The 21,385-nt window shown below is 54.9% G+C and carries 21 protein-coding genes, 1 tRNA gene, 1 rRNA gene and 1 other annotated feature (1 of these 24 cut by a window edge); of the genes, 16 read left to right on the top strand and 7 right to left on the bottom strand.

Features of this window, described 5'->3' with window-relative positions:
- The first annotated feature begins 8 nt into the window (after window positions 1–8).
- The 5 genes from D7S44_RS09500 to luxS all read left to right on the top strand — a co-directional run bounded on the left by D7S44_RS09500 (window position 9) and on the right by luxS (window position 3,693).
- A tRNA-Arg gene (locus D7S44_RS09500) sits at window positions 9–85 on the top strand.
- A gap of 314 nt (window positions 86–399) precedes the next feature.
- A complete protein-coding gene (gene yqaB / locus D7S44_RS09495) occupies window positions 400–966 on the top strand; it encodes a fructose-1-phosphate/6-phosphogluconate phosphatase (protein WP_120454274.1) in 567 nt (188 codons plus the stop codon).
- Window positions 963–1,391: a YqaA family protein gene (locus D7S44_RS09490; RefSeq protein ID WP_120454272.1), complete on the top strand. Its 429-nt coding sequence runs from the start codon at window positions 963–965 to the stop codon at window positions 1,389–1,391. Before yqaB ends, D7S44_RS09490 begins: the two co-directional genes overlap by 4 nt.
- 31 nt (window positions 1,392–1,422) lie before the next feature.
- Entirely contained in the window at window positions 1,423–3,027 is a 1,605-nt protein-coding gene (gshA, locus tag D7S44_RS09485; RefSeq protein WP_120454270.1) for a glutamate--cysteine ligase, read from the top strand.
- A gap of 150 nt (window positions 3,028–3,177) precedes the next feature.
- Window positions 3,178–3,693, top strand: coding sequence for an S-ribosylhomocysteine lyase (gene luxS / locus D7S44_RS09475; protein WP_103794837.1), 516 nt, complete (start codon window positions 3,178–3,180; stop codon window positions 3,691–3,693).
- Window positions 3,694–3,752: 59 nt separating this feature from the next.
- Here the strand turns inward: luxS and D7S44_RS09470 are convergent, their stop codons facing one another.
- Window positions 3,753–5,039: an HlyC/CorC family transporter gene (locus D7S44_RS09470; protein ID WP_120454266.1), complete on the bottom strand. Its 1,287-nt coding sequence runs from the start codon at window positions 5,037–5,039 to the stop codon at window positions 3,753–3,755.
- Between the two features lie 17 nt (window positions 5,040–5,056).
- Window positions 5,057–5,854, bottom strand: a complete 798-nt coding sequence (locus D7S44_RS09465) for a cytochrome C assembly family protein (protein WP_120454263.1) — start codon at window positions 5,852–5,854, stop codon at window positions 5,057–5,059.
- 168 nt (window positions 5,855–6,022) lie between these two features.
- Here D7S44_RS09465 and ffh point away from each other — a divergent pair, with 168 nt between their 5' ends.
- The 5 genes from ffh to rplS all read left to right on the top strand — a co-directional run bounded on the left by ffh (window position 6,023) and on the right by rplS (window position 9,530).
- Entirely contained in the window at window positions 6,023–7,384 is a 1,362-nt protein-coding gene (gene ffh / locus D7S44_RS09460; RefSeq protein WP_120454260.1) for a signal recognition particle protein, read from the top strand.
- A 143-nt stretch (window positions 7,385–7,527) separates the two neighbouring features.
- The gene (rpsP, locus tag D7S44_RS09455; RefSeq protein WP_038624540.1) at window positions 7,528–7,776 is read left to right on the top strand and encodes a 30S ribosomal protein S16; all 249 of its coding nucleotides are present in this window, start codon (window positions 7,528–7,530) and stop codon (window positions 7,774–7,776) included.
- An 18-nt stretch (window positions 7,777–7,794) separates the two neighbouring features.
- Window positions 7,795–8,343 carry a ribosome maturation factor RimM gene (gene rimM / locus D7S44_RS09450; protein ID WP_120454258.1) on the top strand — a complete coding sequence of 183 codons (549 nt, stop codon included), beginning with the start codon at window positions 7,795–7,797 and terminating at the stop codon, window positions 8,341–8,343.
- Window positions 8,344–8,378: 35 nt separating this feature from the next.
- Window positions 8,379–9,140, top strand: coding sequence for a tRNA (guanosine(37)-N1)-methyltransferase TrmD (gene trmD, locus D7S44_RS09445; protein ID WP_179256454.1), 762 nt, complete (start codon window positions 8,379–8,381; stop codon window positions 9,138–9,140).
- A gap of 42 nt (window positions 9,141–9,182) precedes the next feature.
- On the top strand, window positions 9,183–9,530 hold the full coding sequence (rplS, locus tag D7S44_RS09440; RefSeq protein ID WP_033752010.1) for a 50S ribosomal protein L19: 348 nt from the start codon (window positions 9,183–9,185) through the stop codon (window positions 9,528–9,530).
- 68 nt (window positions 9,531–9,598) lie between these two features.
- Here rplS and D7S44_RS09435 read toward each other — a convergent pair whose 3' ends face one another.
- Window positions 9,599–10,138, bottom strand: a complete 540-nt coding sequence (locus D7S44_RS09435) for a GNAT family N-acetyltransferase (protein ID WP_120454254.1) — start codon at window positions 10,136–10,138, stop codon at window positions 9,599–9,601.
- 286 nt (window positions 10,139–10,424) lie between these two features.
- Between D7S44_RS09435 and D7S44_RS09430 the strand changes: the two genes are divergently transcribed.
- On the top strand, window positions 10,425–11,504 hold the full coding sequence (locus D7S44_RS09430) for a 3-deoxy-7-phosphoheptulonate synthase (protein WP_120454252.1): 1,080 nt from the start codon (window positions 10,425–10,427) through the stop codon (window positions 11,502–11,504).
- A 6-nt stretch (window positions 11,505–11,510) separates the two neighbouring features.
- Window positions 11,511–12,632 carry a bifunctional chorismate mutase/prephenate dehydrogenase gene (gene tyrA, locus D7S44_RS09425; RefSeq protein WP_120454250.1) on the top strand — a complete coding sequence of 374 codons (1,122 nt, stop codon included), beginning with the start codon at window positions 11,511–11,513 and terminating at the stop codon, window positions 12,630–12,632.
- 30 nt (window positions 12,633–12,662) lie between these two features.
- Here tyrA and pheA read toward each other — a convergent pair whose 3' ends face one another.
- The 4 genes from pheA to bamD all read right to left on the bottom strand — a co-directional run bounded on the left by pheA (window position 12,663) and on the right by bamD (window position 15,408).
- Complete coding sequence (gene pheA / locus D7S44_RS09420) at window positions 12,663–13,829, bottom strand: bifunctional chorismate mutase/prephenate dehydratase (protein ID WP_120454248.1); 1,167 nt, start codon at window positions 13,827–13,829, stop codon at window positions 12,663–12,665.
- 22 nt (window positions 13,830–13,851) lie between these two features.
- Window positions 13,852–13,976: a sequence feature (Phe leader region), on the bottom strand.
- Complete coding sequence (gene pheL, locus D7S44_RS09415) at window positions 13,928–13,975, bottom strand: pheA operon leader peptide PheL (RefSeq protein WP_100279143.1); 48 nt, start codon at window positions 13,973–13,975, stop codon at window positions 13,928–13,930. Its footprint overlaps the feature before it by 48 nt.
- Before the next feature lie 97 nt (window positions 13,977–14,073).
- Window positions 14,074–14,400 (bottom strand): ribosome-associated translation inhibitor RaiA, encoded by a 327-nt coding sequence (gene raiA / locus D7S44_RS09410; RefSeq protein ID WP_120454246.1) that lies wholly within the window; start codon window positions 14,398–14,400, stop codon window positions 14,074–14,076.
- 273 nt (window positions 14,401–14,673) lie between these two features.
- Complete coding sequence (gene bamD / locus D7S44_RS09405) at window positions 14,674–15,408, bottom strand: outer membrane protein assembly factor BamD (protein ID WP_120454244.1); 735 nt, start codon at window positions 15,406–15,408, stop codon at window positions 14,674–14,676.
- A gap of 130 nt (window positions 15,409–15,538) precedes the next feature.
- Here bamD and rluD point away from each other — a divergent pair, with 130 nt between their 5' ends.
- The 4 genes from rluD to D7S44_RS09380 all read left to right on the top strand — a co-directional run.
- On the top strand, window positions 15,539–16,519 hold the full coding sequence (rluD, locus tag D7S44_RS09400) for a 23S rRNA pseudouridine(1911/1915/1917) synthase RluD (protein WP_120454242.1): 981 nt from the start codon (window positions 15,539–15,541) through the stop codon (window positions 16,517–16,519).
- Window positions 16,516–17,244, top strand: coding sequence for a purine nucleoside phosphorylase YfiH (yfiH, locus tag D7S44_RS09395; RefSeq protein WP_120454240.1), 729 nt, complete (start codon window positions 16,516–16,518; stop codon window positions 17,242–17,244). The genes rluD and yfiH overlap by 4 nt, the downstream gene beginning before the upstream one ends.
- A 125-nt stretch (window positions 17,245–17,369) precedes the next feature.
- Window positions 17,370–19,943, top strand: coding sequence for an ATP-dependent chaperone ClpB (clpB, locus tag D7S44_RS09390; RefSeq protein ID WP_120454238.1), 2,574 nt, complete (start codon window positions 17,370–17,372; stop codon window positions 19,941–19,943).
- Between the two features lie 444 nt (window positions 19,944–20,387).
- A 16S ribosomal RNA gene (locus tag D7S44_RS09380) occupies window positions 20,388–21,385 on the top strand (it continues 516 nt past the right edge of the window).

Below are 21,385 nucleotides of genomic sequence, written 5' to 3'. Positions count from 1 at the left end.
TTCTCAATGCATCCGTAGCTCAGCTGGATAGAGTACTCGGCTACGAACCGAGCGGTCGGAGGTTCGAATCCTCCCGGATGCACCATCTCTTCAGTTACGCAAAGCACACCCCGAACGGATATAACGAGGCGAAAGCCAGGCATGACTCTCTGATTTACCCTCCTCAGGTAATCCTTTTTACATCACGCTTATTCTCCTTGCGCGCTTACCATTCGCTGCTCTGACAAAACCCAAACCTACTGAAATTTCCGGCAATTACGCCCGGCACCGCCCGATCACCTTTTTCTGAAAAGAAAAAATGCTAATGCTTTCAAAGCATTTGCTGTTCATGCCACCTGGCGACAACCTGTCCGCATTACGCTAAAGTAAGGGCACATTTGTTGAGTGTCCGGAGTGGGGATGTACGATCAATATGACGCACTGATTTTCGATATGGACGGCACGATTCTGGATACCGAGCCGACACATCGAAAAGCGTGGCATCAGGTACTGGGACGATATGAGCTGGCGTTAGACGAATCGCAAATGGTTGGTTTCAACGGCGCGCCCACCTGGCGGCTCGCGCAATTTATTATCGAAAAAAACCACTCCTCTCTCGATCCGTATCAGCTCGCCGCTGAAAAAACCGCGGCGGTTAAAGCCATGCTGCTGGATAACGTTCGACCGCTTCCGCTGATGGACGTGGTGAAAGCCTGGCATGGCCGACGTCCGATGGCGGTCGGCACCGGAAGCGAACACAGCATGGCGGATGCGCTGCTCAAGCAGCTGGGCGTCCGTGAACTCTTCACAGCCGTAGTAGGCGCCGATGATGTCGAGCGTCATAAACCTGAACCCGATACGTTTTTACGCTGCGCAGCGCTGATGGGCGTCGATCCAACGCGCTGCGTGGTGTTCGAAGACGCCGATTTTGGCGTACAGGCGGCGAAAGCGGCCGGTATGGATGTGGTTGATGTGCGCTTGCTGTGAGTGACGTTCTGGCGCTTGCTTCTCTGTTTGGCAGCAGTTTTCTCAGCGCAACCCTGCTACCAGGAAGTTCTGAGGCGCTGCTGATTGCATTACTGGTCGCCAAAAAGGCGTCCGTTTATGGATTGATTGTCGCTGCATCAGTGGGTAATACGCTGGGCGGCATCACTAATATTTTTCTTGGTCGCTTACTGCCGTTGAAACGGCAGGGGCGATGGCATGACACAGCAATAACGTGGTTGCACCGAATGGGACCTGCAGCGCTGCTGCTGAGCTGGCTACCGGTTATCGGCGACCTGCTCTGCGTGCTCGCAGGCTGGTTGCGCTTTGCCTGGCTTCCGGTCCTGGTGTTTCTCGCCGTCGGGAAAACGCTGCGTTATATCGTTATCGCGACCGCCACCTTACAGGGTTTGCAATGGTGGCATTGATTCGCACAGATTCGAGGCTAGGGTTAACATTATGCTGAACAAAAATAAATTACTGTCCCAGCGGGAGGTTAATGTGATCCCGGACGTATCTAAAGCGCTCTCCTGGCTGGAGGCGCATCCCAATGCCTTGAAAGGTATTGGTCGCGGCATTGAACGCGAAACGCTGCGCGTGAAGCCTGATGGTCATCTGGCTGAAAGCCGTCATCCCGATTCTCTGGGATCGGCGCTCAAGCATGACTGGATTACCACCGATTTCGCAGAGACGCTGCTGGAGTTCATCACGCCGGTAGATCAGAATATCGACCATATGCTGGCATTCCTGCGCGATATTCATCGCCATGTGGCACGAGAGCTGGGTGATGAGCGCATGTGGCCTTTTAGTATGCCTTGCCTGATTGACGATGCCGATCGCATTGAGCTGGCGCAGTACGGCAGTTCTAATATTGGCCGCATGAAGACGCTCTATCGTCAGGGGCTGAAAAACCGCTACGGCGCCCTGATGCAGACGATCTCCGGTATTCACTATAACTTCTCGCTGCCGCTGAGCTTCTGGCAAGAGTGGGCGGACGTTAAAGACGCCGAGAGCGGAAAAGAGACGATTTCTGCCGGTTACCTGCGCCTGATCCGCAACTACTATCGTTTCGGCTGGGTCATTCCCTATCTGTTCGGCGCCTCGCCGGCGATCAGCTCCAGCTTCCTGCAGGGACGCGAAAGCAAATTGCCGTTTGAAACCGACGGCAAAGATTCACTGTGGCTGCCCTATGCGACCTCGCTGCGCCTTAGCGACCTTGGCTACACTAATAAATCGCAGAGCGGCCTCGGTATTACCTTCAACTCGCTTGAAGGCTACGTTAAGGCATTAAAAGCCGCCATTAAAACCCCGTCTGAAGAGTACGCCGCGATGGGTACAAAAGACGCGGAGGGCAACTGGCTGCAGCTCAACACTAACGTCCTGCAGATTGAAAATGAGCTTTATGCGCCGATCCGTCCGAAGCGCGTTACGCGCTCCGGCGAAGCGCCGTCCGATGCGCTGCTGCGCGGCGGTATCGAGTATATCGAAGTGCGCTCGCTCGACATTAATCCATTCTCAGCCGTCGGCGTCGACGCGAACCAGGTGCGTTTCCTCGATCTTTTCCTGATCTGGTGCACCCTGGCCGATGCGCCGGAAATGAGCGCTGATGAACTGCTGTGCAGCCGGAAAAACTGGAACCGCGTCGTGCTGGAAGGACGCAAGCCGAATCAAATGATTTCGGTCGGCTGTAGCGAAACCGAGCATCCGCTGGTTGAGGTAGGTAAAGCGCTGTTCGACGATCTGCATCGCGTGGCGGAAGTGCTCGACAGTAATCAGGGCAGCACGCAATATCAACAGGTTTGCGATCAACTGGTAGCATCCTTTGACGATCCTGAGCTAACCTATTCGGCGCGCATACTGCAGGCGATAAAAGAGAACGGCGTGACCGGTACCGGCATCGCCCTGGCGGAACAGTATCGTCATATGCTGTGCGAAGAGCCGCTGGAAGTCGTAAGCGAAGAAGATTTTACGCGTCAGGCGCTAGAGTCGGTTGCGGCGCAGAAAAAGCTGGAAGAGGAAGATACGCTCGATTTTGAAGCTTATCTTGCCAGTCGCGAAGGTTAGAAAAGAAAAAGGCCACATCAATGTGGCCAAATTAACATCTCTGTTGTCAGGGATGATGATAACAAATGCGCGTCTTTCATATATTCAGACGCTGGGCGAACAGAAAAGTTTCATCGTTTATAAAAAAATTCTCAAAACAGGAGGTGACGTATGCCACTACTGGACAGTTTTACCGTTGACCATACCATTATGGCCGCGCCCGCAGTGCGTGTTGCGAAGACCATGAAAACTCCCCATGGCGATACCATCACCGTTTTTGACCTGCGTTTCTGCCGTCCCAACAAAGAGATCCTGACCGAGCGCGGCATCCATACGCTTGAGCATCTGTTTGCAGGCTTTATGCGCAACCATCTTAACGGCGACGGCGTAGAAATCGTCGATATCTCTCCAATGGGATGCCGTACCGGTTTCTATATGAGCCTGATCGGCACGCCGGATGAGCAGCGTGTCGCCAGCGCGTGGAAAGGGGCCATGGAAGATGTTCTGAAGGTGAAAGATCAGAATCAGATCCCTGAGCTGAACGAATATCAGTGCGGTAGTTATAAGCTGCATTCGCTGGATGAAGCGCAGCAGATTGCGCGCAACGTACTGGCGCATGATATCGGCGTAAACCGCAATGAAGATCTGAAACTGCCGCAAGAGAAGCTGCAAGAGCTGCATATCTAGTCGTTGCTCGCGCAGCAAAAAAAACGCCGCATTGTTGCGGCGTTTTTTATGGGCGGGCGTCAGGATCCGATAGAGGTTTTGAGCGGCGTACGCGGCGTAATGCGTACCTGCTTCACCATATTGTCCTGTACGTCGAGAATATCAACGGCGTAGTTCGACAGCTCGACGCGGGTGTTGATCTCGGGGATCTCCTCCAGCGCCTCCAGCAGCATGCCGTTAATCGTGCGCGCTTCCTGCTCCGGCAGATGCCAGTTAAAGGCCTTATTGATTTCACGCACGTTAGCGCTGCCTTCCACCAGCACCGAACCGTCATTTTGCGGCATCACCTCTTCCGCCAGCGTTGGCGACATAGACGTCGTGAAGTCGCCGACGATCTCTTCCAGGATATCCTCAATGGTCACCAGACCTTTGATGTCGCCATACTCATCCACTACCAGGCCGACTTTCTTCTTGTTGCGCTGGAATTTAACTAGCTGGATATTTAGCGGCGTACCTTCCGGCACATAGTAAATCTCATCGGCTGCCCGCAGCAGCGTCTCTTTATTGAACTCTTTTTTCTCCGTCATGGTGCGCCAGGCTTCACGTACGCGCAGCATGCCGACGCAGTCGTCCAGCGAGTCGCGGAACAGCACGATGCGGCCATGAGGCGAATGGCTGAGCTGGCGCATTACCGATTTCCAGTCGTCGTTGATATTGATGCCGACGATATCGTTGCGCGGCACCATAATGTCGTCAACGCTCACCTTCTCCAGATCGAGCACTGAAAGCAGCATGTCCTGATTGCGACGCGACATCAGGCTGCGCGACTCATAAACGATGGTGCGCAGCTCCTCTTTGCTCAGCGCTGAGTTGCTGGCGCTCTCGGTTTTAATGCCGACCATACGCATCAGCAGACGGGTAATGGTGTTCAGCAGCCAGACGATCGGCAGCATGATGTACTGCAGCGGCACCAGCAGAAAACTGCTGGGATAGGCGACCTTTTCCGGATAGAGCGCGGCGATAGTTTTCGGCAGCACTTCGGCAAATACCAGCACGACAAAGGTCAGGATACCGGTCGCGATCGCCACACCGGCATCGCCATAGAGGCGCATGCCAACGATGGTCGCCAGCGACGAGGCGAGAATATTCACCAGGTTATTGCCGATCAGCACCAGGCTCAGCAGGCGATCGGGACGGCGCAACAGGCCTTCGACCCGGCGCGCGCTGCGCTGGCCATTTTTGGCCTGATGGCGCAGCTTATAGCGGTTAAGCGTCATCATGCCGGTTTCGGACCCGGCGAACCAGGCGGACACCAGTACCATGACGACCAGCGTGATAATCAATGTGGTGGTTGAAACATGTTCCAACGCAGGAGTTCCTTTTATTAAGACGAGTGAGTCAGCAGGTGCTGTAAGATACGACTGCCGAAGTAGGCCATAGTCAACAGCAGCGCACCGCCGCAGTTGAACCACACTACGCGACGTCCGCGCCAGCCTTCATGATAGTGTCCCCAGAGCAAAACGATATAGACGAACCAGGCCAGAATAGAGAGCACGGCTTTATCGACATTCTCGGCGCTGAACAGGTTATGCATATAAAACAGGCCAGTGCAGAGCACCAGCGTCAGCAGCACTACGCCGATCTGGGTGATATGAAACATTTTACGTTCAATGCTCAACAGCGGCGGCATATCCTGGGTAAAGGCCAGCTTCTTGTTCTTGAGCTGATAGTCGATCCAGGCCAGCTGCAGCGCGTAAAGCGCGGCGATAATCAGCGTCGCGTAGGCGAACAGCGACAGGCCAATATGGATCATCATGCCCGGCGTGGTTTCAAGATGGGTGATAAAGGCGTTAGGCACAAAGGTGGCGAACGCCAGATTGATCAGCGCGAAACTGTAGACGATCGGCAGCAGCAGCCAGCCGCGATTGCGCGAGGCGACAATAGTCATAATGGCGCAGATAAGCAGGCTGACCAGCGAGCCGATATTGAGCAGGCTGAGATTCTGCCCGCTGTCGACGGCAAATATCCGCTGCTGCAGCGCCACGGCATGCGCCACCAGCGCGACGCAGGCGGAAAGCACCGCCATTCGCCGCCATCCGCTGTTACGTTTCAACAGGCTGGGAATAATCAGTGCGAGACTCAGAGAGTAGGCGAACAGCGCCAGGAGCGAGAAAACGGACATAGATCCTTACAGGTATCAGTCAGATGAAAGGAAAAGGGCAGTATAGCGCCAGCAGAAGCCGCCTCCAACCGATCTGAGGAGCAATAGCAGAGATCGTTGCAGCTTCGTGTTATAATCCGCCGCATTATGCCGATCAGGCGCCTCGCGATTTTTTCTGAGTGAGAGAGAATGTTTGACAATTTAACCGATCGTTTGTCGCAAACCCTGCGCAATATCAGCGGCCGCGGAAGGCTGACAGAAGACAATATTAAAGACACGCTGCGCGAAGTGCGTATGGCGCTGCTGGAAGCGGACGTCGCGCTGCCGGTCGTGCGTGACTTTATCAACCGCGTCAAAGAGAGCGCGGTGGGTCACGATGTCAACAAAAGCCTGACGCCGGGTCAGGAGTTTATCAAGATCGTCCGCAACGAGCTGGTTACGGCGATGGGCGACGAGAATAACGCGCTTAACCTGGCCGCGCAGCCGCCGGCCGTAGTGCTGATGGCGGGTCTGCAGGGCGCGGGTAAAACCACCAGCGTCGGCAAACTGGGTAAATTCCTGCGTGAAAAGCACAAGAAGAAAGTGCTGGTCGTTTCTGCGGACGTTTATCGCCCGGCGGCGATCAAACAGCTTGAAACACTGGCGCAGCAGGTCGGGGTCGATTTTTGCCCGTCCGACCTCAGCCAGAAGCCGGTCGACATCGTTAAGAACGCGCTGAAAGAAGCGAAGCTGCAGTTCTACGACGTGCTGCTAGTGGATACCGCGGGGCGTCTGCACGTCGACGAAGCGATGATGGACGAGATCAAACAGGTACATGCCGCGATTAATCCGGTAGAGACGCTGTTTGTGGTCGACGCCATGACCGGTCAGGATGCGGCGAACACGGCGAAAGCCTTTAACGAAGCGCTGCCGCTGACCGGCGTGATCCTGACGAAAGTGGACGGCGACGCGCGCGGCGGTGCGGCGCTGTCGATTCGTCACATTACCGGCAAGCCTATCAAGTTTATGGGCGTCGGCGAGAAGACCGAAGCGCTGGAGCCGTTCTATCCCGATCGTATCGCCTCACGTATCCTCGGCATGGGCGACGTGCTGTCACTGATTGAGGATATCGAGAGCAAGGTTGACCGCGATCAGGCGGAGAAACTGGCTAAGAAGCTTAAAACCGGCGACGGCTTCGACCTCAACGACTTTCTTGAGCAGCTCAAGCAGATGCGCAATATGGGCGGCATGGCGAGCCTGATGGGCAAACTGCCGGGCATGGGCCAGCTGCCGGACAACGTGAAGTCACAGATGGACGACAAGGTGCTGGTGCGTATGGAGGCGATTATCAACTCCATGACGCGCAAAGAGCGTGAAAAGCCGGAGATTATCAAAGGCTCGCGCAAGCGTCGCATCGCCACCGGCGCCGGCATGCAGGTGCAGGACGTTAACCGCTTACTTAAGCAGTTCGACGATATGCAGCGCATGATGAAGAAAATGAAGAAGGGCGGCATGGCGAAAATGATGCGCAGCATGAAAGGCATGATGCCCCCAGGATTCCCCGGACGCTAAGCGTTCGGCAATAAAAGCCCGAAAGGTTGCGCTCACAGGTTGCTTTTTGCGCCGAAATGAGTAAAATTTTCGGGCTTTTTATACAGCACCCGGGCCCCGTTCCTCGATGGGGCCCGGTTGTTTTATTAACTTAAGAGGATGTTATGGTAACAATTCGTTTGGCACGTCACGGCGCGAAAAAGCGTCCGTTCTATCAGGTCGTCGTTACTGACAGCCGCAATGCACGTAACGGTCGCTTCATCGAGCGCGTAGGCTTCTTCAACCCGATCGCTTCTGGTCAGGCTGAAACTCTGCGTCTGGACCTGGACCGCATCGAGCACTGGGTTGGCCAGGGCGCAACGCTTTCAGATCGCGTTAACGCGCTGATCAAAGAAGCAAAAAAAGCAGCTTAATCTGTCACGGTGGTGAGCATGAGCAAAGAACTTGCCGCACAGCCTCCCGTTAAGCCCCTCGTTTTGGGGAAAATGGGTGCTGCCTACGGCATTCGTGGCTGGCTCAAAGTGTTTTCCTCCACCGAAGCGGCCGAAAGTATCTTCGACTACCAACCCTGGTTCATTCAGCGCGCCGGTAAATGGCAGCAGGTTGAGCTGGAAAGTTGGCGGCATCACAATCAGGACCTGATCATCAAAGTCAAAGGCATTGACGATCGGGACGCGGCGACGCAGTTGACCAATTGCGAAATTACGGTCGACTCGGCGCAGCTGCCGGAGCTGAACGACGGCGATTACTACTGGAAAGACCTTATGGGCTGCCAGGTAGTCAATGTTGACGGTTACGAGATGGGTAAAGTCATCGATATGATGGAGACCGGCTCGAACGACGTACTCGTCGTAAAGGCGAACCTGAAAGATGCGTTCGGTGTGAAGGAGCGGTTAATACCGTTTCTTGATGAACAGGTTATCAAGAAAGTCGATCTCGCTACTGGCGTCATTGAAGTAGACTGGGATCCTGGTTTTTGATCTCCGAATCGCAAGGTAACGTAACGGCGAAAACGATGTGGATTGGTGTTATTAGCCTTTTTCCAGAGATGTTTCGCGCAATTACCGATTACGGGGTAACTGGCCGGGCAGTAAAAAATGGCCTGCTCAGCATCGAGAGCTGGAGTCCTCGCGACTTTGCTCACGACCGGCACCGTACGGTGGACGATCGTCCATACGGCGGCGGACCGGGAATGCTGATGATGGTGCAGCCCTTACGGGATGCGATCCACGCAGCGAAAGCGGCGGCGGGGGAAGGGGCCAGGGTGATCTATCTGTCACCTCAGGGGCGCAAACTTGACCAACAGGGCGTTTGCGAACTGGCGACACAGCAGAAGTTAATTCTGGTCTGTGGCCGCTACGAAGGTATTGATGAGCGCGTTATTCAAACCGAAATTGACGAAGAATGGTCAATCGGCGATTACGTGCTTAGCGGCGGTGAGCTGCCAGCCATGACGATGATTGATTCAGTAGCCCGGTTAATTCCAGGCGTACTGGGCAAACAGGCGTCGGCCGATGAGGATTCGTTCTCTGACGGTTTGCTGGACTGCCCGCACTATACCCGACCTGAAGTGCTGGAAGGCATGGAAGTACCGACAGTTCTGCTGTCCGGCAACCATGCAGAGATTCGCCGTTGGCGTCTGAAACAGTCGCTGGGCCGGACCTGGCTAAGAAGACCTGAACTTCTGGAAAACCTGGCTCTGACTGAAGAGCAAGCAAGGTTGCTGAAAGCGTTCCAGCGGGAACATCAGCAACAAAACGATGAGGCGGCAGAGTAATCTCCCGCGACTATCAGTTTACCCAGGATAAGAGATTTAATTATGAGCAACATTATCAAGCAAATTGAACAAGAGCAGATGAAACAGGACGTACCTTCCTTCCGCCCGGGTGATTCCGTGGAAGTGAAAGTATGGGTCGTTGAAGGTTCTAAGAAACGTCTGCAGGCATTCGAGGGCGTGGTTATCGCTATCCGTAACCGCGGTCTGCACTCTGCATTCACTGTTCGTAAGATTTCTAACGGCGAAGGCGTTGAGCGTGTCTTCCAGACTCACTCTCCGGTCATCGACAGCATTTCTGTCAAACGCCGTGGTGCTGTGCGTAAAGCCAAACTGTACTACCTGCGTGAGCGTACTGGTAAGTCAGCTCGTATCAAAGAGCGTCTTAACTAAGGTATCGCTAACGCGACATCTAAAAGTTAATAGCAAACAAGGGGTTGGCGTGATGCCAGCCCCTTTTTTTATCTCTGTGTTTCAGGGCGCTGAACGTGGTAAATAGCAGTGTTCACCGGCCCGCTCTCCAGAATGATTAAGCCGTAACGCATATCAATAAATCGCGCGCCGCAACGCGCCGCCACGGCGCGGCTGGCGTGGTTCTCCTCAGCGGCGAGGATCTCAATCACCTTTATCTCAGGTCGCGCAAACCCCATTTCAAGTAACAGCTCGACAGCGCGGCTGGCGACTCCCTGTCGCTGCATATCGCTGCGCACCCAATATCCCAGCGCGGCGAACTGGCCCGGCTGGCGGGCAAAACGGATCCCTGCGCCACCGAGTAAGCGATCTTGATCGTCGACGATCGCGAACTCCTCCGCTTCGCCTTTTATTCTCTGCTGCTGCGTAAAAGCGATCCAGCTGGCAGCCTCCTCGGGCTGATAATCAGGGTGCGCCCATGCCATCCAGGGCAGTAGCGTATCCAGCGAGCCATTAACGGCGGCGGTAAAGGCTGGGATATCTGCGCAGATGAAAGGACGAAGCCGTACTGAAGAGGAAACAGGCGTCATAAAATACCCGATGAAGAAGCGATTAAGGTCAGCGTATCAGGCGATCTAAAAGAATGCCAGCAGCTCTATGTAATCATTTGTTTACATTATGAGATTTGGCTCGGGTAGTCTTATTTAATTAAGATATTGTTTTAAATGGTTATTAATTAACTATAATGTGTGGCATCAATTTTATGGTAATAAAAGTGTACAGATGTGGATTGCTTGTTTTACGTCCTGTGATAAAGTGTTCCCTGTCCTGTCAGAGGATCATTAATCGCATAACGAGGAAAAAAGGATCGTAGCCATGCAAAAAGACGCGCTGAACAATGTCCATATCGCCGAAGAACAGATCTTAATCACCCCGGAAGAGCTGAAAGCGAAATTCCCGCTCAATGCCCAGCAGGAAGCGCAGATCGCCGCTTCGCGCCAGACGATCTCCGACATTATTGCTGGTCGCGATCCGCGTTTGCTGGTGGTATGTGGTCCCTGTTCGATTCACGATACTGAAGCCGCTCTCGATTATGCTCGTCGCCTGCAAGATCTCTCTGAACAGCTGAAGGATCAGCTCTATATCGTTATGCGCGTCTATTTTGAAAAGCCCCGCACCACCGTCGGCTGGAAAGGGTTGATCAACGATCCCTATATGAACAACTCCTTTGATATGGAAGCGGGTCTGCATATTGCGCGTCAGCTGCTGGTGAACCTGGTAGAGATGGGGCTGCCGCTCGCTACCGAAGCGCTCGATCCCAACAGTCCGCAATACCTCGGCGATCTTTTCAGCTGGTCAGCCATTGGCGCGCGTACCACGGAGTCGCAAACTCACCGTGAAATGGCGTCTGGACTCTCTATGCCGGTTGGTTTCAAGAATGGCACTGACGGCAGCCTCGGCACGGCGATTAACGCTATGCGCGCCGCCGCGATGCCGCACCGTTTTGTCGGCATTAACCAGGCGGGCCAGGTGTGCCTGCTGCAGACGCAGGGCAATCCAGACGGTCACGTTATTCTGCGCGGCGGTAAAGCGCCCAATTACAGCCCCGAAGATGTTGCGCAGTGTGAAAAAGAGATGCTCAAAGCGGGACTGCGCCCGGCCTTGATGATAGATTGCAGCCATGGCAATTCTAACAAAGACTACCGCCGCCAGCCTGGCGTCGCTGAATCGGCGATTGCCCAGATCAAAGATGGCAACCGCTCGATTATTGGCCTGATGCTGGAGAGCCACATCAACGAAGGCAATCAGTCTTCCGAGCAGCCGCGCAGCGAAATGAAATACGGTGTTTCCGTTACCGATGCCTGCATCAACTGGGAAACCACCGAAACCCTGCTGCGTGACATTCATCAGGATCTGCAAGAAGTGCTGTCGGCGCGTCTGTCACAAGAGGTGTAATGAGCAATGGTGGCTGAACTGACCGCGCTGCGCGATCAAATTGATACAGTCGATAAGGCGCTGCTGGATTTGCTGGCAAAACGGCTGGAACTGGTAGCTGAGGTGGGTGAAGTAAAGAGCCGCTACGGCTTGCCCATCTATGTGCCGGAGCGCGAAGCTTCCATGCTGGCTTCGCGTCGTAAAGAGGCGGAAGCGCTCGGCGTCCCGCCCGACTTGATTGAAGATATACTGCGCCGCATTATGCGCGAGTCCTATACCAGCGAGAACGATAAAGGCTTTAAAACGCTGAACCCGGCGCTGCGCCCGGTCGTGATCGTCGGCGGCAAAGGCCAGATGGGCACGCTGTTTGCGCGCATGCTGACGCTGTCGGGCTACAGCGTCAAGACGCTGGACAAAGAGGAGTGGGACCAGGCGGCGTCGCTGCTGAGCGATGCCGGTATGGTAATTATCAGCGTACCGATTCATCTTACGGAACAGGTTATCGCGCAGCTGCCGCCGCTGCCGGAAGACTGTATTCTGGTGGATCTGGCGTCGGTCAAGAACCGTCCTCTGCAGGCAATGCTGGCAGCGCACGCTGGCCCGGTGCTGGGCCTACACCCTATGTTTGGCCCGGACAGCGGCAGCCTAGCGAAGCAGGTTGTGGTCTGGTGCGACGGGCGTCAGCCAGAGGCTTATCAGTGGTTCCTTGAGCAGATTCAGGTGTGGGGCGCGCGGCTGCATCGTATCAGCGCAGTAGAGCATGACCAGAATATGGCTTTTATACAGGCGCTGCGTCACTTCGCTACCTTCGCTTACGGGCTGCATCTGGCGGAAGAGAACGTCAACCTCGATCAGCTGCTGGCACTCTCCTCGCCAATTTATCGCCTGGAGCTGGCGATGGTAGGGCGACTGTTTGCGCAGGATCCCCAGCTTTATGCGGACATTATTATGTCTTCCGAAAGCAACCTGGCGCTGATCAAACGCTATTATCAGCGCTTCGGTGAAGCGATTACGCTGCTGGAGCAGGGCAATAAGCAGGCCTTTATCGACAGCTTCAACCGCGTTGAACACTGGTTTGGCGATCATGCTAAACGCTTTATGGTTGAGAGCCGTAGCCTGCTACGCTCTGCTAACGACAGCCGACCGTAAAAAAATGGCATCCTCAGGGATGCCGTTTTTTTATTCGCTGCGCGGTTCCACCGCGACGACATTCTCGCCGGGGTAGCAGCCAAGCACCTTCAGCATGCGGGTCAGTCCTTTCAGTTCCTGCAGCGCCTGCTGCATGCTGTCAGATTCCAGGTTGCCCTGCACGTCGATATAAAACATCTCTTCCCACGGATTGCCGTTGATTGGACGCGACTCCAGCTTGCTCATAATCAGGTTATGCTGGCGCAGCACCAGCAGCGCCTCAACCAGCGCACCCGCCTGCTGACCGGTCGCCATCAGCAGCGTCGTTTTCGCAGGAACCTGATCGGATACCGCGATAGCTTTGCGGGCCAGAACGATAAAGCGCGTATGGTTTTGCTGCTGGTTCGCCAGATTGCGCTCCAGCACCTGAAGATGATAAAGCTCGCCGCCCGCTTCGCTGCCCAGCGCGGCCGCTGTCGGCGAATTCAGTGCAGCGACTTTCTCCATTGCGGCGGCGGTGCTCTCGGTATATTCGATCTTCCAGTGCGGGAAACGACTAATAAACTGACTGCACTGCTGGAAAGGCTGCGGATGACTGTAGACGGTTTCAATCTGCTGCAATTCGGTGTTGCCTGTTACCAGCACGCAGTGTTCGATTGGCTGGGTCAGTTCGCCGACAATCGAGAGGCTGGTCTGCTGCAGCAGATCGTAAACGTCATTAATCGAGCCGGAACTGGTATTTTCAATCGGCAGCACTGCGTAGTCCGCCTGGCCATTTTCTACCTGACGAATGATGTCCTGAAACTTGAGGCAGCCGATTTCCATCATACTGTCGAAATGGCGAGCAGCATACTGACGGGCGGCCAGATGAGAATAGGAGCCTTTTGGACCGAGGAAAGCGATGCGTGCCGCCAGAGCGTGCGCATGGTTCAGGTTTTTCTGCAGCAGGGCCTGCTGCGTCAGGACGGAATCCTCAATAATCTGCTGAAACAGCCGCGTAATATAATGCGCGTCCAGCTGATGTTTTTTACCGAGTACGATCAGGTGCTCCAGCAGCGCGCGCTCGCGTTCAATATCACGAATCGGCCGGTGCGTGGCCAGCTTCGCCTCGGCGACCTTCACGGCAAGCGCGCGGCGTTCCGCCAGCAACGTCAGCAGTTTTTCATCAACGGCGCTGATTTTGTCACGCAGCGCCAGTAAAGGATTGTCGGGATTCATAGGGCTCACCTGTAAGCTGTCCAATAAAAAAGCCTCCCGGTTGGGAGGCTTTGTTGTTCGTCTTCGCTTTCTTTTTCACATGACGAATCGCCTCCCAGTCAGGGGAAGGTAAAAAAGAAAGCGAAGAAAAACGGCAAACGTTTCATGGTGATTTCCATTCAAAAAGTGATTTGAGAGTACCCGTACTGATTTAAGGCTGTCAATAAAAAACGCGCCCGCAGGCGCGTTAGTCAAAACAGTAGGTTTAAGCGGCTGGCGTAAAGGTTTTTACGCTGGTCGCTGCCCGACGGGCTTCTGGCTTGTGCTGAACCTTATTCAACTGACGCTCAAGCTTACCGATAAGGTCGTTAATCGCTGTATACATATCCTCATGCTTAGCGCTGGCGACCAGCGTGCCGTTTGGCGTGTTAATAGTGGCGTCGGCCACGAATTCTTTCGGCGCTTTGGACAGAACGATGTGCGGATTTATCAGATGAGCTTGCCATTTTTCCAGCTTGGCGAGACGGTCTTCGACATGGTCGCGGATAGCCGCGGTGATTTCCATTTGTTTGCTGGTAATGTTCAGAATCATAGGTTTACCTCTCTGTCATTTTCCGTCTGGGTAGATCCAGCATAACGCGCTGAACAATGAAATGTGTGACTTAGATCACGAAAAAATGTCACTTTTTGTCAATGACAGCGATTTGTGAGAAAGGGTAGGAATATGGCGGAAAAGCCTTGAACCAGGGCAAGCAGAGGCGCATGATTGACGGGTTAGACCAAGGGAGAATTGACAAAATTGTCGCTTTTCCACGCATAAAAAAAGCAGCCATCAAGGCTGCTTTTTTGTTTTTCCAGCTCAGAATTAACTGGCGCTGTTTGCCGCGATAATTTTCGCCACTTTATCCGCTTCGGCAGTCAGCTGCAGATTACGGTAGGCTTTTTCCATCAGCGGCAGCGCATCACGCGTGGCCTGCGTATCAGGATAATCGCGCATCATGCCTTCAACGCGGTTAACTACCGCGACATAAGCTTCACGCTTAGTATAGAATTGCGCCACCGAGAGCTCATATTTCGCCAAGCGGTCTTTTAAATAGACCAGGCGTTTTTGCGCATCGGCCGCATACTGGCTGTTGGGATAGTTACGCAGCAGCTGCGAGAAGTCGCGGAACGCGTCGCGGGCATGCGTCGGATCGCGATCGGAGCGATCAACGCCGAAGAAGCCCTGCAGTGCGGAGTCGTCCAGCGCCATATCCGTCAGGCCGCGCATATAGATAACGTAGTCAATGTTCGGATGGGTCGGGTTCAGACGCATAAAGCGATCTATTGCAGCCTGCGCCAACGGTAAATCGGCGTTTTTGTAGTAGGCATAGATCAGATCAAGCTGTACCTGCTGAGAATAAGGACCAAAAGGATAACGGTTGTCCAGCGCTTCCAGTTGCTTAATCGCCGCTTTAAAGTTACCGTCCTGCAGCTTTTCCTGAGCGGTAGCGTAGATTTCGGAAGGCGGGCTGTCCGGTACTGTGTCCTTTGAGCTGGAACAACCCACAAGGGCCAGGCTCAGTGTGGCAGCAGCCACCAGATATTTCATACGCGTCATGACGAAATGGTTATCCTCAATTTGTTATGGCGGAAGCTGTCCGTATAGCTCCCGGTAATGACCAGGTACGATAGCACATTATATTAAACGGCATCGCCGTGAAAACCCAACGTTAACGAAGAAGCTGTATATGGCACAACAAGTTCAACTCACCGCAACGGTCTCCGAAGCGCAGCTGGGACAACGCTTAGATCAAACTTTGGCGGAATTGTTCCCTGATTATTCACGTTCGCGCATAAAAGAATGGATCCTGGACCGGCGCGTCAGCGTTAACGGCGCGGTCGTCGATAAACCTAAAGAGAAAGTATTGGGCGGCGAACAGGTCGCCATCGATGCAGAAATCGAAGAAGAGCAGCGCTGGGAAGCGCAAAACATCCCGCTGAATATCGTCTATGAAGATGACGATATTCTGGTGATCAACAAGCCACGCGACCTGGTGGTGCATCCTGGCGCCGGCAATCCCGACGGCACCGTACTCAATGCGCTGCTGTATCACTATCCCGCGATTGCCGACGTGCCGCGCGCCGGTATTGTGCATCGACTGGATAAAGATACCACCGGTTTGATGGTGGTCGCGAAAACCGTACCAGCGCAGACGCACCTGGTGGAAACGCTGCAGCTGCGTGAAATCACCCGTGAGTACGAAGCGGTGGCGATTGGGACGATGACGGCGGGCGGCACGGTAAATGAGCCGATCAGCCGTCACTCGACTAAACGCACCCATATGGCCGTACATCCAATGGGGAAACCGGCGGTAACGCACTATCGCATTATGGAGCACTTCCGCGCCCATACGCGGTTGCGTCTGCGTCTTGAAACCGGTCGTACGCACCAGATCCGCGTGCATATGTCGCACATTAACCATCCGCTGGTGGGCGATCCGCTTTACGGTGGTCGCCCGCGTCCGCCGAAAGGCGCCTCGGAGCAGTTTATCAACACGCTACGCGCTTTCGATCGTCAGGCGCTGCATGCGACGATGCTGCGTCTCTACCATCCGATTACCGGCATCGAAATGGAGTGGCATGCACCGCTGCCGCAGGACATGGTGGATCTGATCGAGGTATTGAAAGCGGATACCGACGAGTTCCGCGATCAGCTGGACTGGTTATGAGTCTGATCCTGCCGGAATGGCCCGCGCCCGCCAACGTAGGCGCCTGTTCGACGCTGCGCGGCGGCGGCGTGAGCCTCGCACCGTGGGAGACATTTAACCTGGGCGGCCACGTTGGCGACGATCCGGCACATGTAGCCGCTAACCGGAAAAGCCTGGTGGCGCGCGCGGAATTGCCGCAGATGCCGCGCTGGCTCGATCAGGTTCACGGTACAGAAGTGATTCGCCTGCCTTCCGCGCAGGCGGAAGCATTGCAGGCGGATGCCAGTATCACCCGTGAAACGGGCGTGGTATGCGCGATCATGACGGCGGATTGTCTGCCGGTGCTGTTCTGTTCCGATGACGGCAGAGAAGTCGCCGCGGCCCATGCCGGCTGGCGCGGCCTGTGCGCCGGCGTGCTGGAAAATACGCTGGCGCAGTTCGCTTCGCCCGCCAGTCAGATACACGCCTGGCTTGGACCCGCCATCGGTCCCGACGCCTTTGAAGTCGGCAGCGAAGTGCGCGCCGCTTTTATGGCTAAAGATGCGCGTGCCCGGCAGGCTTTTCGTCCGGCTGGCGCTAAATATTTTGCCGATATCTGGCTGCTTGCGCAGCAGCGGTTAGAAGCGGCGGGCGTGAAGTCCGTGAGTATGACCCGGCGCTGCACCTTTCATGAGCGTGGCGAATTTTTCTCCTTCCGGCGCGACGGAACAACGGGGCGTATGGCTTCTTTAATTTGGCTGAGATAACCTTACGCCACAAGACGATCCAGTAGCGGATTTTTTGCTCATGGTACAGGTCAATAACCTTGAAAATTTGGGGGATGACCTCATTTTAATCTCCAGTAGCATTTTGACCTGTAATGGGAGGAATCATGCGTCTGGATCGTCTTACCAACAAATTCCAACTGGCCCTTGCCGACGCACAGTCCCTTGCTCTGGGACACGACAACCAATTTATTGAACCTCTGCACCTGATGAGCGCGCTGCTCAGTCAGGAAGGGGGATCCGTTCGTCCGTTACTGGCTTCAGCAGGCGTTGACGTTGCCACACTGCGCAACGGTGTTGAGCAGGCTATCAACCGTTTGCCGCAGGTAGAAGGTAGCGAAGGGGATGTTCAACCCTCCGCCGACCTGGTTCGCGTTCTTAACCTGTGCGATAAGCTGGCGCAGAAGCGCGGCGACAACTTTATATCATCTGAGCTCTTTGTTCTGGCGGCCCTCGACTCGCGCGGCTCTTTAGCCGATTTGCTGAAATCGGCCGGTGCGACCACTGACAAGCTTACTAAAGCGATTGAACAGCTGCGTGGAGGAGATAACGTGAACGATCAAGGGGCTGAAGATCAGCGCCAGGCGTTAAAGAAATACACCATCGACCTCACCGAGCGCGCCGAACAGGGCAAGCTCGACCCGGTAATTGGTCGTGACGAAGAGATTCGCCGCACCATTCAGGTACTGCAACGCCGCACTAAAAACAACCCGGTGCTGATAGGTGAACCGGGCGTCGGTAAAACCGCGATTGTGGAAGGTCTGGCGCAGCGCATCATTAACGGCGAAGTACCGGAAGGGCTGAAAGGCCGCCGCGTACTGGCGCTAGATATGGGCGCGCTGGTGGCTGGCGCAAAATATCGCGGTGAGTTCGAGGAGCGTCTGAAAGGCGTACTCAACGATCTGTCGAAACAGGAAGGCAACGTCATCCTGTTTATTGATGAGCTGCACACCATGGTCGGCGCCGGTAAAGCGGATGGCGCGATGGATGCCGGTAACATGCTGAAACCGGCGCTGGCGCGCGGTGAACTGCACTGCGTCGGCGCGACGACGCTGGACGAATACCGTCAGTACATTGAAAAAGATGCGGCGCTGGAGCGTCGTTTCCAGAAAGTCTACGTCGCTGAACCGAGCGTGGAAGATACCATTGCTATTCTGCGCGGGCTGAAAGAGCGCTATGAGCTGCACCACCATGTGCAGATCACCGACCCGGCGATCGTCGCAGCGGCAACGCTGTCGCATCGCTATATCGCCGACCGTCAGTTGCCGGATAAAGCTATCGACCTGATCGACGAAGCGGCGTCCAGCATTCGCCTGCAGATCGACTCGAAGCCGGAAGCACTGGATCGCCTTGAGCGCCGTATTATCCAGCTGAAGCTGGAGCAGCAGGCACTGAAGAAAGAATCTGACGACGCCAGCATTAAGCGTCTGGAGATGCTGGAAAGCGAGCTCGACCAGAAAGAGCGGGAATACGCAGAGCTGGAAGAAGAGTGGAAAGCAGAAAAGGCGTCGCTCTCTGGCACGCAGAATATCAAGGCGGAACTGGAACAGGCGCGTTTATCGCTGGAGCAGGCACGTCGCGTTGGCGATCTGGCGCAGATGTCCGAGCTGCAATACGGCAAGATCCCGGCGCTGGAAAAACAGCTGGCGGCCGCTACGCAGGCTGAAGGGAAGACCATGAAGCTGCTGCGCAACCGCGTAACCGATGTCGAGATCGCCGACGTGCTGGCGCGCTGGACCGGTATACCTGTGGCGCGCATGATGGAAGGGGAGCGCGATAAGCTGCTGCGCATGGAGCAGGAACTGCACGCTCGCGTTATTGGTCAGGACGAAGCGGTGGAAGCGGTATCGAACGCGATTCGTCGTAGCCGTGCAGGTCTGTCAGATCCGAATCGGCCCATCGGTTCGTTCCTGTTCCTTGGTCCGACCGGCGTGGGTAAAACCGAGCTTTGCAAAGCGCTGGCGAATTTCCTTTTCGACAGCGACGACGCGATGGTGCGTATCGATATGTCGGAGTTTATGGAGAAACACGCCGTGTCGCGTCTGGTGGGCGCGCCTCCGGGATATGTCGGTTATGAAGAGGGTGGCTACCTGACAGAAGCGGTTCGCCGCCGTCCTTATTCCGTGATCCTGCTGGATGAAGTAGAGAAGGCGCATCCGGATGTATTTAACATCCTGCTGCAGGTGCTGGACGATGGCCGTCTGACCGATGGACAGGGCCGCACCGTCGACTTCCGTAATACGGTAGTGATTATGACGTCGAACCTGGGCTCCGATCTGATTCAGGAGCGCTTCGGCGAGCTGAACTACGCTGAAATGAAAGATGTGGTGATGAACGTGGTCGGTCATCACTTCCGCCCGGAGTTCGTCAACCGTATTGATGAAGTCGTGGTATTCCACCCGCTGGGCGAACAGCACATTGCTTCTATTGCGCAGATTCAGCTGCAGCGTCTCTATAAACGTCTGGATGAGCGCGGCTACCAGCTGCATATCTCCGACGAGGCGCTGAAGCTGCTGGGCGAAAACGGCTACGATCCGGTGTATGGTGCGCGTCCGTTGAAACGCGCCATTCAGCAGCAGATCGAAAACCCGCTGGCTCAGCAGATACTTTCTGGTCAGCTGGTGCCTGGCAAAACGATCGAAATGGATGTCAAAGAGGGCGTAATCGTCGCTCATCAGTAACTGACGATAGCGAAACGGGCCTGCGGGCCCGTTTTTTTTGGCTAAAAACGGCGTTTTTGACTCATTTTTCAGCGCATAGCCTGGAAAATGAGCGTTTGATAAAAAAGTTTAAATTAGCGCTTGTCAGCCGGAAAGAACTCCCTATAATGCGCCTCCACTGACACGGCACAACGGCTTACGAAGCGCGGTGTTCAGGAGGCTCAGGCAGCTGGGCCGCCGGAGAAAATCGCTGAAAAAAGTGGTTGACTCCGAAGGAGAGTAGCGTAATATACGCCACCTCGCAGCAGCAGGCTCAGCCGCTGACTGCACCGCTCTTTAACAATTTATCAGACAATCTGTGTGGGCACTCGCAGGACAGATATCAAAANCGGACTTTAAAAATATCAAGTCTCAAGAGTGAACACGTAATTCATTACGAAGTTTAATTCTTTGAGCATCAAACTTAAATTGAAGAGTTTGATCATGGCTCAGATTGAACGCTGGCGGCAGGCCTAACACATGCAAGTCGAACGGCAGCACAGAGAGCTTGCTCTCGGGTGGCGAGTGGCGGACGGGTGAGTAATGTCTGGGGATCTGCCCGGTAGAGGGGGATAACCACTGGAAACGGTGGCTAATACCGCATAACGTCGCAAGACCAAAGAGGGGGACCTTCGGGCCTCTCACTATCGGATGAACCCAGATGGGATTAGCTAGTAGGTGGGGTAACGGCTCACCTAGGCGACGATCCCTAGCTGGTCTGAGAGGATGACCAGCCACACTGGAACTGAGACACGGTCCAGACTCCTACGGGAGGCAGCAGTGGGGAATATTGCACAATGGGCGCAAGCCTGATGCAGCCATGCCGCGTGTATGAAGAAGGCCTTCGGGTTGTAAAGTACTTTCAGCGGGGAGGAAGGGATGAAGCTTAATACGCTTCGTCATTGACGTTACCCGCAGAAGAAGCACCGGCTAACTCCGTGCCAGCAGCCGCGGTAATACGGAGGGTGCAAGCGTTAATCGGAATTACTGGGCGTAAAGCGCACGCAGGCGGTCTGTCAAGTCGGATGTGAAATCCCCGGGCTTAACCTGGGAACTGCATTCGAAACTGGCAGGCTAGAGTCTTGTAGAGGGGGGTAGAATTCCAGGTGTAGCGGTGAAATGCGTAGAGATCTGGAGGAATACCGGTGGCGAAGGCGGCCCCCTGGACAAAGACTGACGCTCAGGTGCGAAAGCGTGGGGAGCAAACAGGATTAGATACCCTGGTAGTCCACGCCGTAAACGATGTCGACTTGGAGGCTGTTCCCTTGAGGAGTGGCTTCCGGAGCTAACGCGTTAAGTCGACCGCCTGGGGAGTACGGCCGCAAGGTTAAAACTCAAATGAATTGACGGGGGCCCGCACAAGCGGTGGAGCATGTGGTTTAATTCGATGCAACGCGAAGAACCTTACCTGGCCTTGACATCCA

Source organism: Pantoea piersonii (genome assembly GCF_003612015.1).
GTDB lineage: Bacteria > Pseudomonadota > Gammaproteobacteria > Enterobacterales > Enterobacteriaceae > Pantoea > Pantoea piersonii.
This window is presented reverse-complemented; position numbering and strand designations above follow the sequence as displayed.

Coding starts and splice junctions, on each gene's coding strand:
- yqaB (WP_120454274.1), top strand. CDS start 400: ATGTACGATCAATATGACGCACTGATTTTCGATATGGACGGCACGATT.
- gshA (WP_120454270.1), top strand. CDS start 1,423: ATGCTGAACAAAAATAAATTACTGTCCCAGCGGGAGGTTAATGTGATC.
- luxS (WP_103794837.1), top strand. CDS start 3,178: ATGCCACTACTGGACAGTTTTACCGTTGACCATACCATTATGGCCGCG.
- D7S44_RS09465 (WP_120454263.1), bottom strand. CDS start 5,854: ATGTCCGTTTTCTCGCTCCTGGCGCTGTTCGCCTACTCTCTGAGTCTC.
- ffh (WP_120454260.1), top strand. CDS start 6,023: ATGTTTGACAATTTAACCGATCGTTTGTCGCAAACCCTGCGCAATATC.
- rpsP (WP_038624540.1), top strand. CDS start 7,528: ATGGTAACAATTCGTTTGGCACGTCACGGCGCGAAAAAGCGTCCGTTC.
- rimM (WP_120454258.1), top strand. CDS start 7,795: ATGAGCAAAGAACTTGCCGCACAGCCTCCCGTTAAGCCCCTCGTTTTG.
- trmD (WP_179256454.1), top strand. CDS start 8,379: ATGTGGATTGGTGTTATTAGCCTTTTTCCAGAGATGTTTCGCGCAATT.
- rplS (WP_033752010.1), top strand. CDS start 9,183: ATGAGCAACATTATCAAGCAAATTGAACAAGAGCAGATGAAACAGGAC.
- D7S44_RS09435 (WP_120454254.1), bottom strand. CDS start 10,138: ATGACGCCTGTTTCCTCTTCAGTACGGCTTCGTCCTTTCATCTGCGCA.
- D7S44_RS09430 (WP_120454252.1), top strand. CDS start 10,425: ATGCAAAAAGACGCGCTGAACAATGTCCATATCGCCGAAGAACAGATC.
- tyrA (WP_120454250.1), top strand. CDS start 11,511: ATGGTGGCTGAACTGACCGCGCTGCGCGATCAAATTGATACAGTCGAT.
- pheA (WP_120454248.1), bottom strand. CDS start 13,829: ATGAATCCCGACAATCCTTTACTGGCGCTGCGTGACAAAATCAGCGCC.
- raiA (WP_120454246.1), bottom strand. CDS start 14,400: ATGATTCTGAACATTACCAGCAAACAAATGGAAATCACCGCGGCTATC.
- bamD (WP_120454244.1), bottom strand. CDS start 15,408: ATGACGCGTATGAAATATCTGGTGGCTGCTGCCACACTGAGCCTGGCC.
- rluD (WP_120454242.1), top strand. CDS start 15,539: ATGGCACAACAAGTTCAACTCACCGCAACGGTCTCCGAAGCGCAGCTG.
- yfiH (WP_120454240.1), top strand. CDS start 16,516: ATGAGTCTGATCCTGCCGGAATGGCCCGCGCCCGCCAACGTAGGCGCC.
- clpB (WP_120454238.1), top strand. CDS start 17,370: ATGCGTCTGGATCGTCTTACCAACAAATTCCAACTGGCCCTTGCCGAC.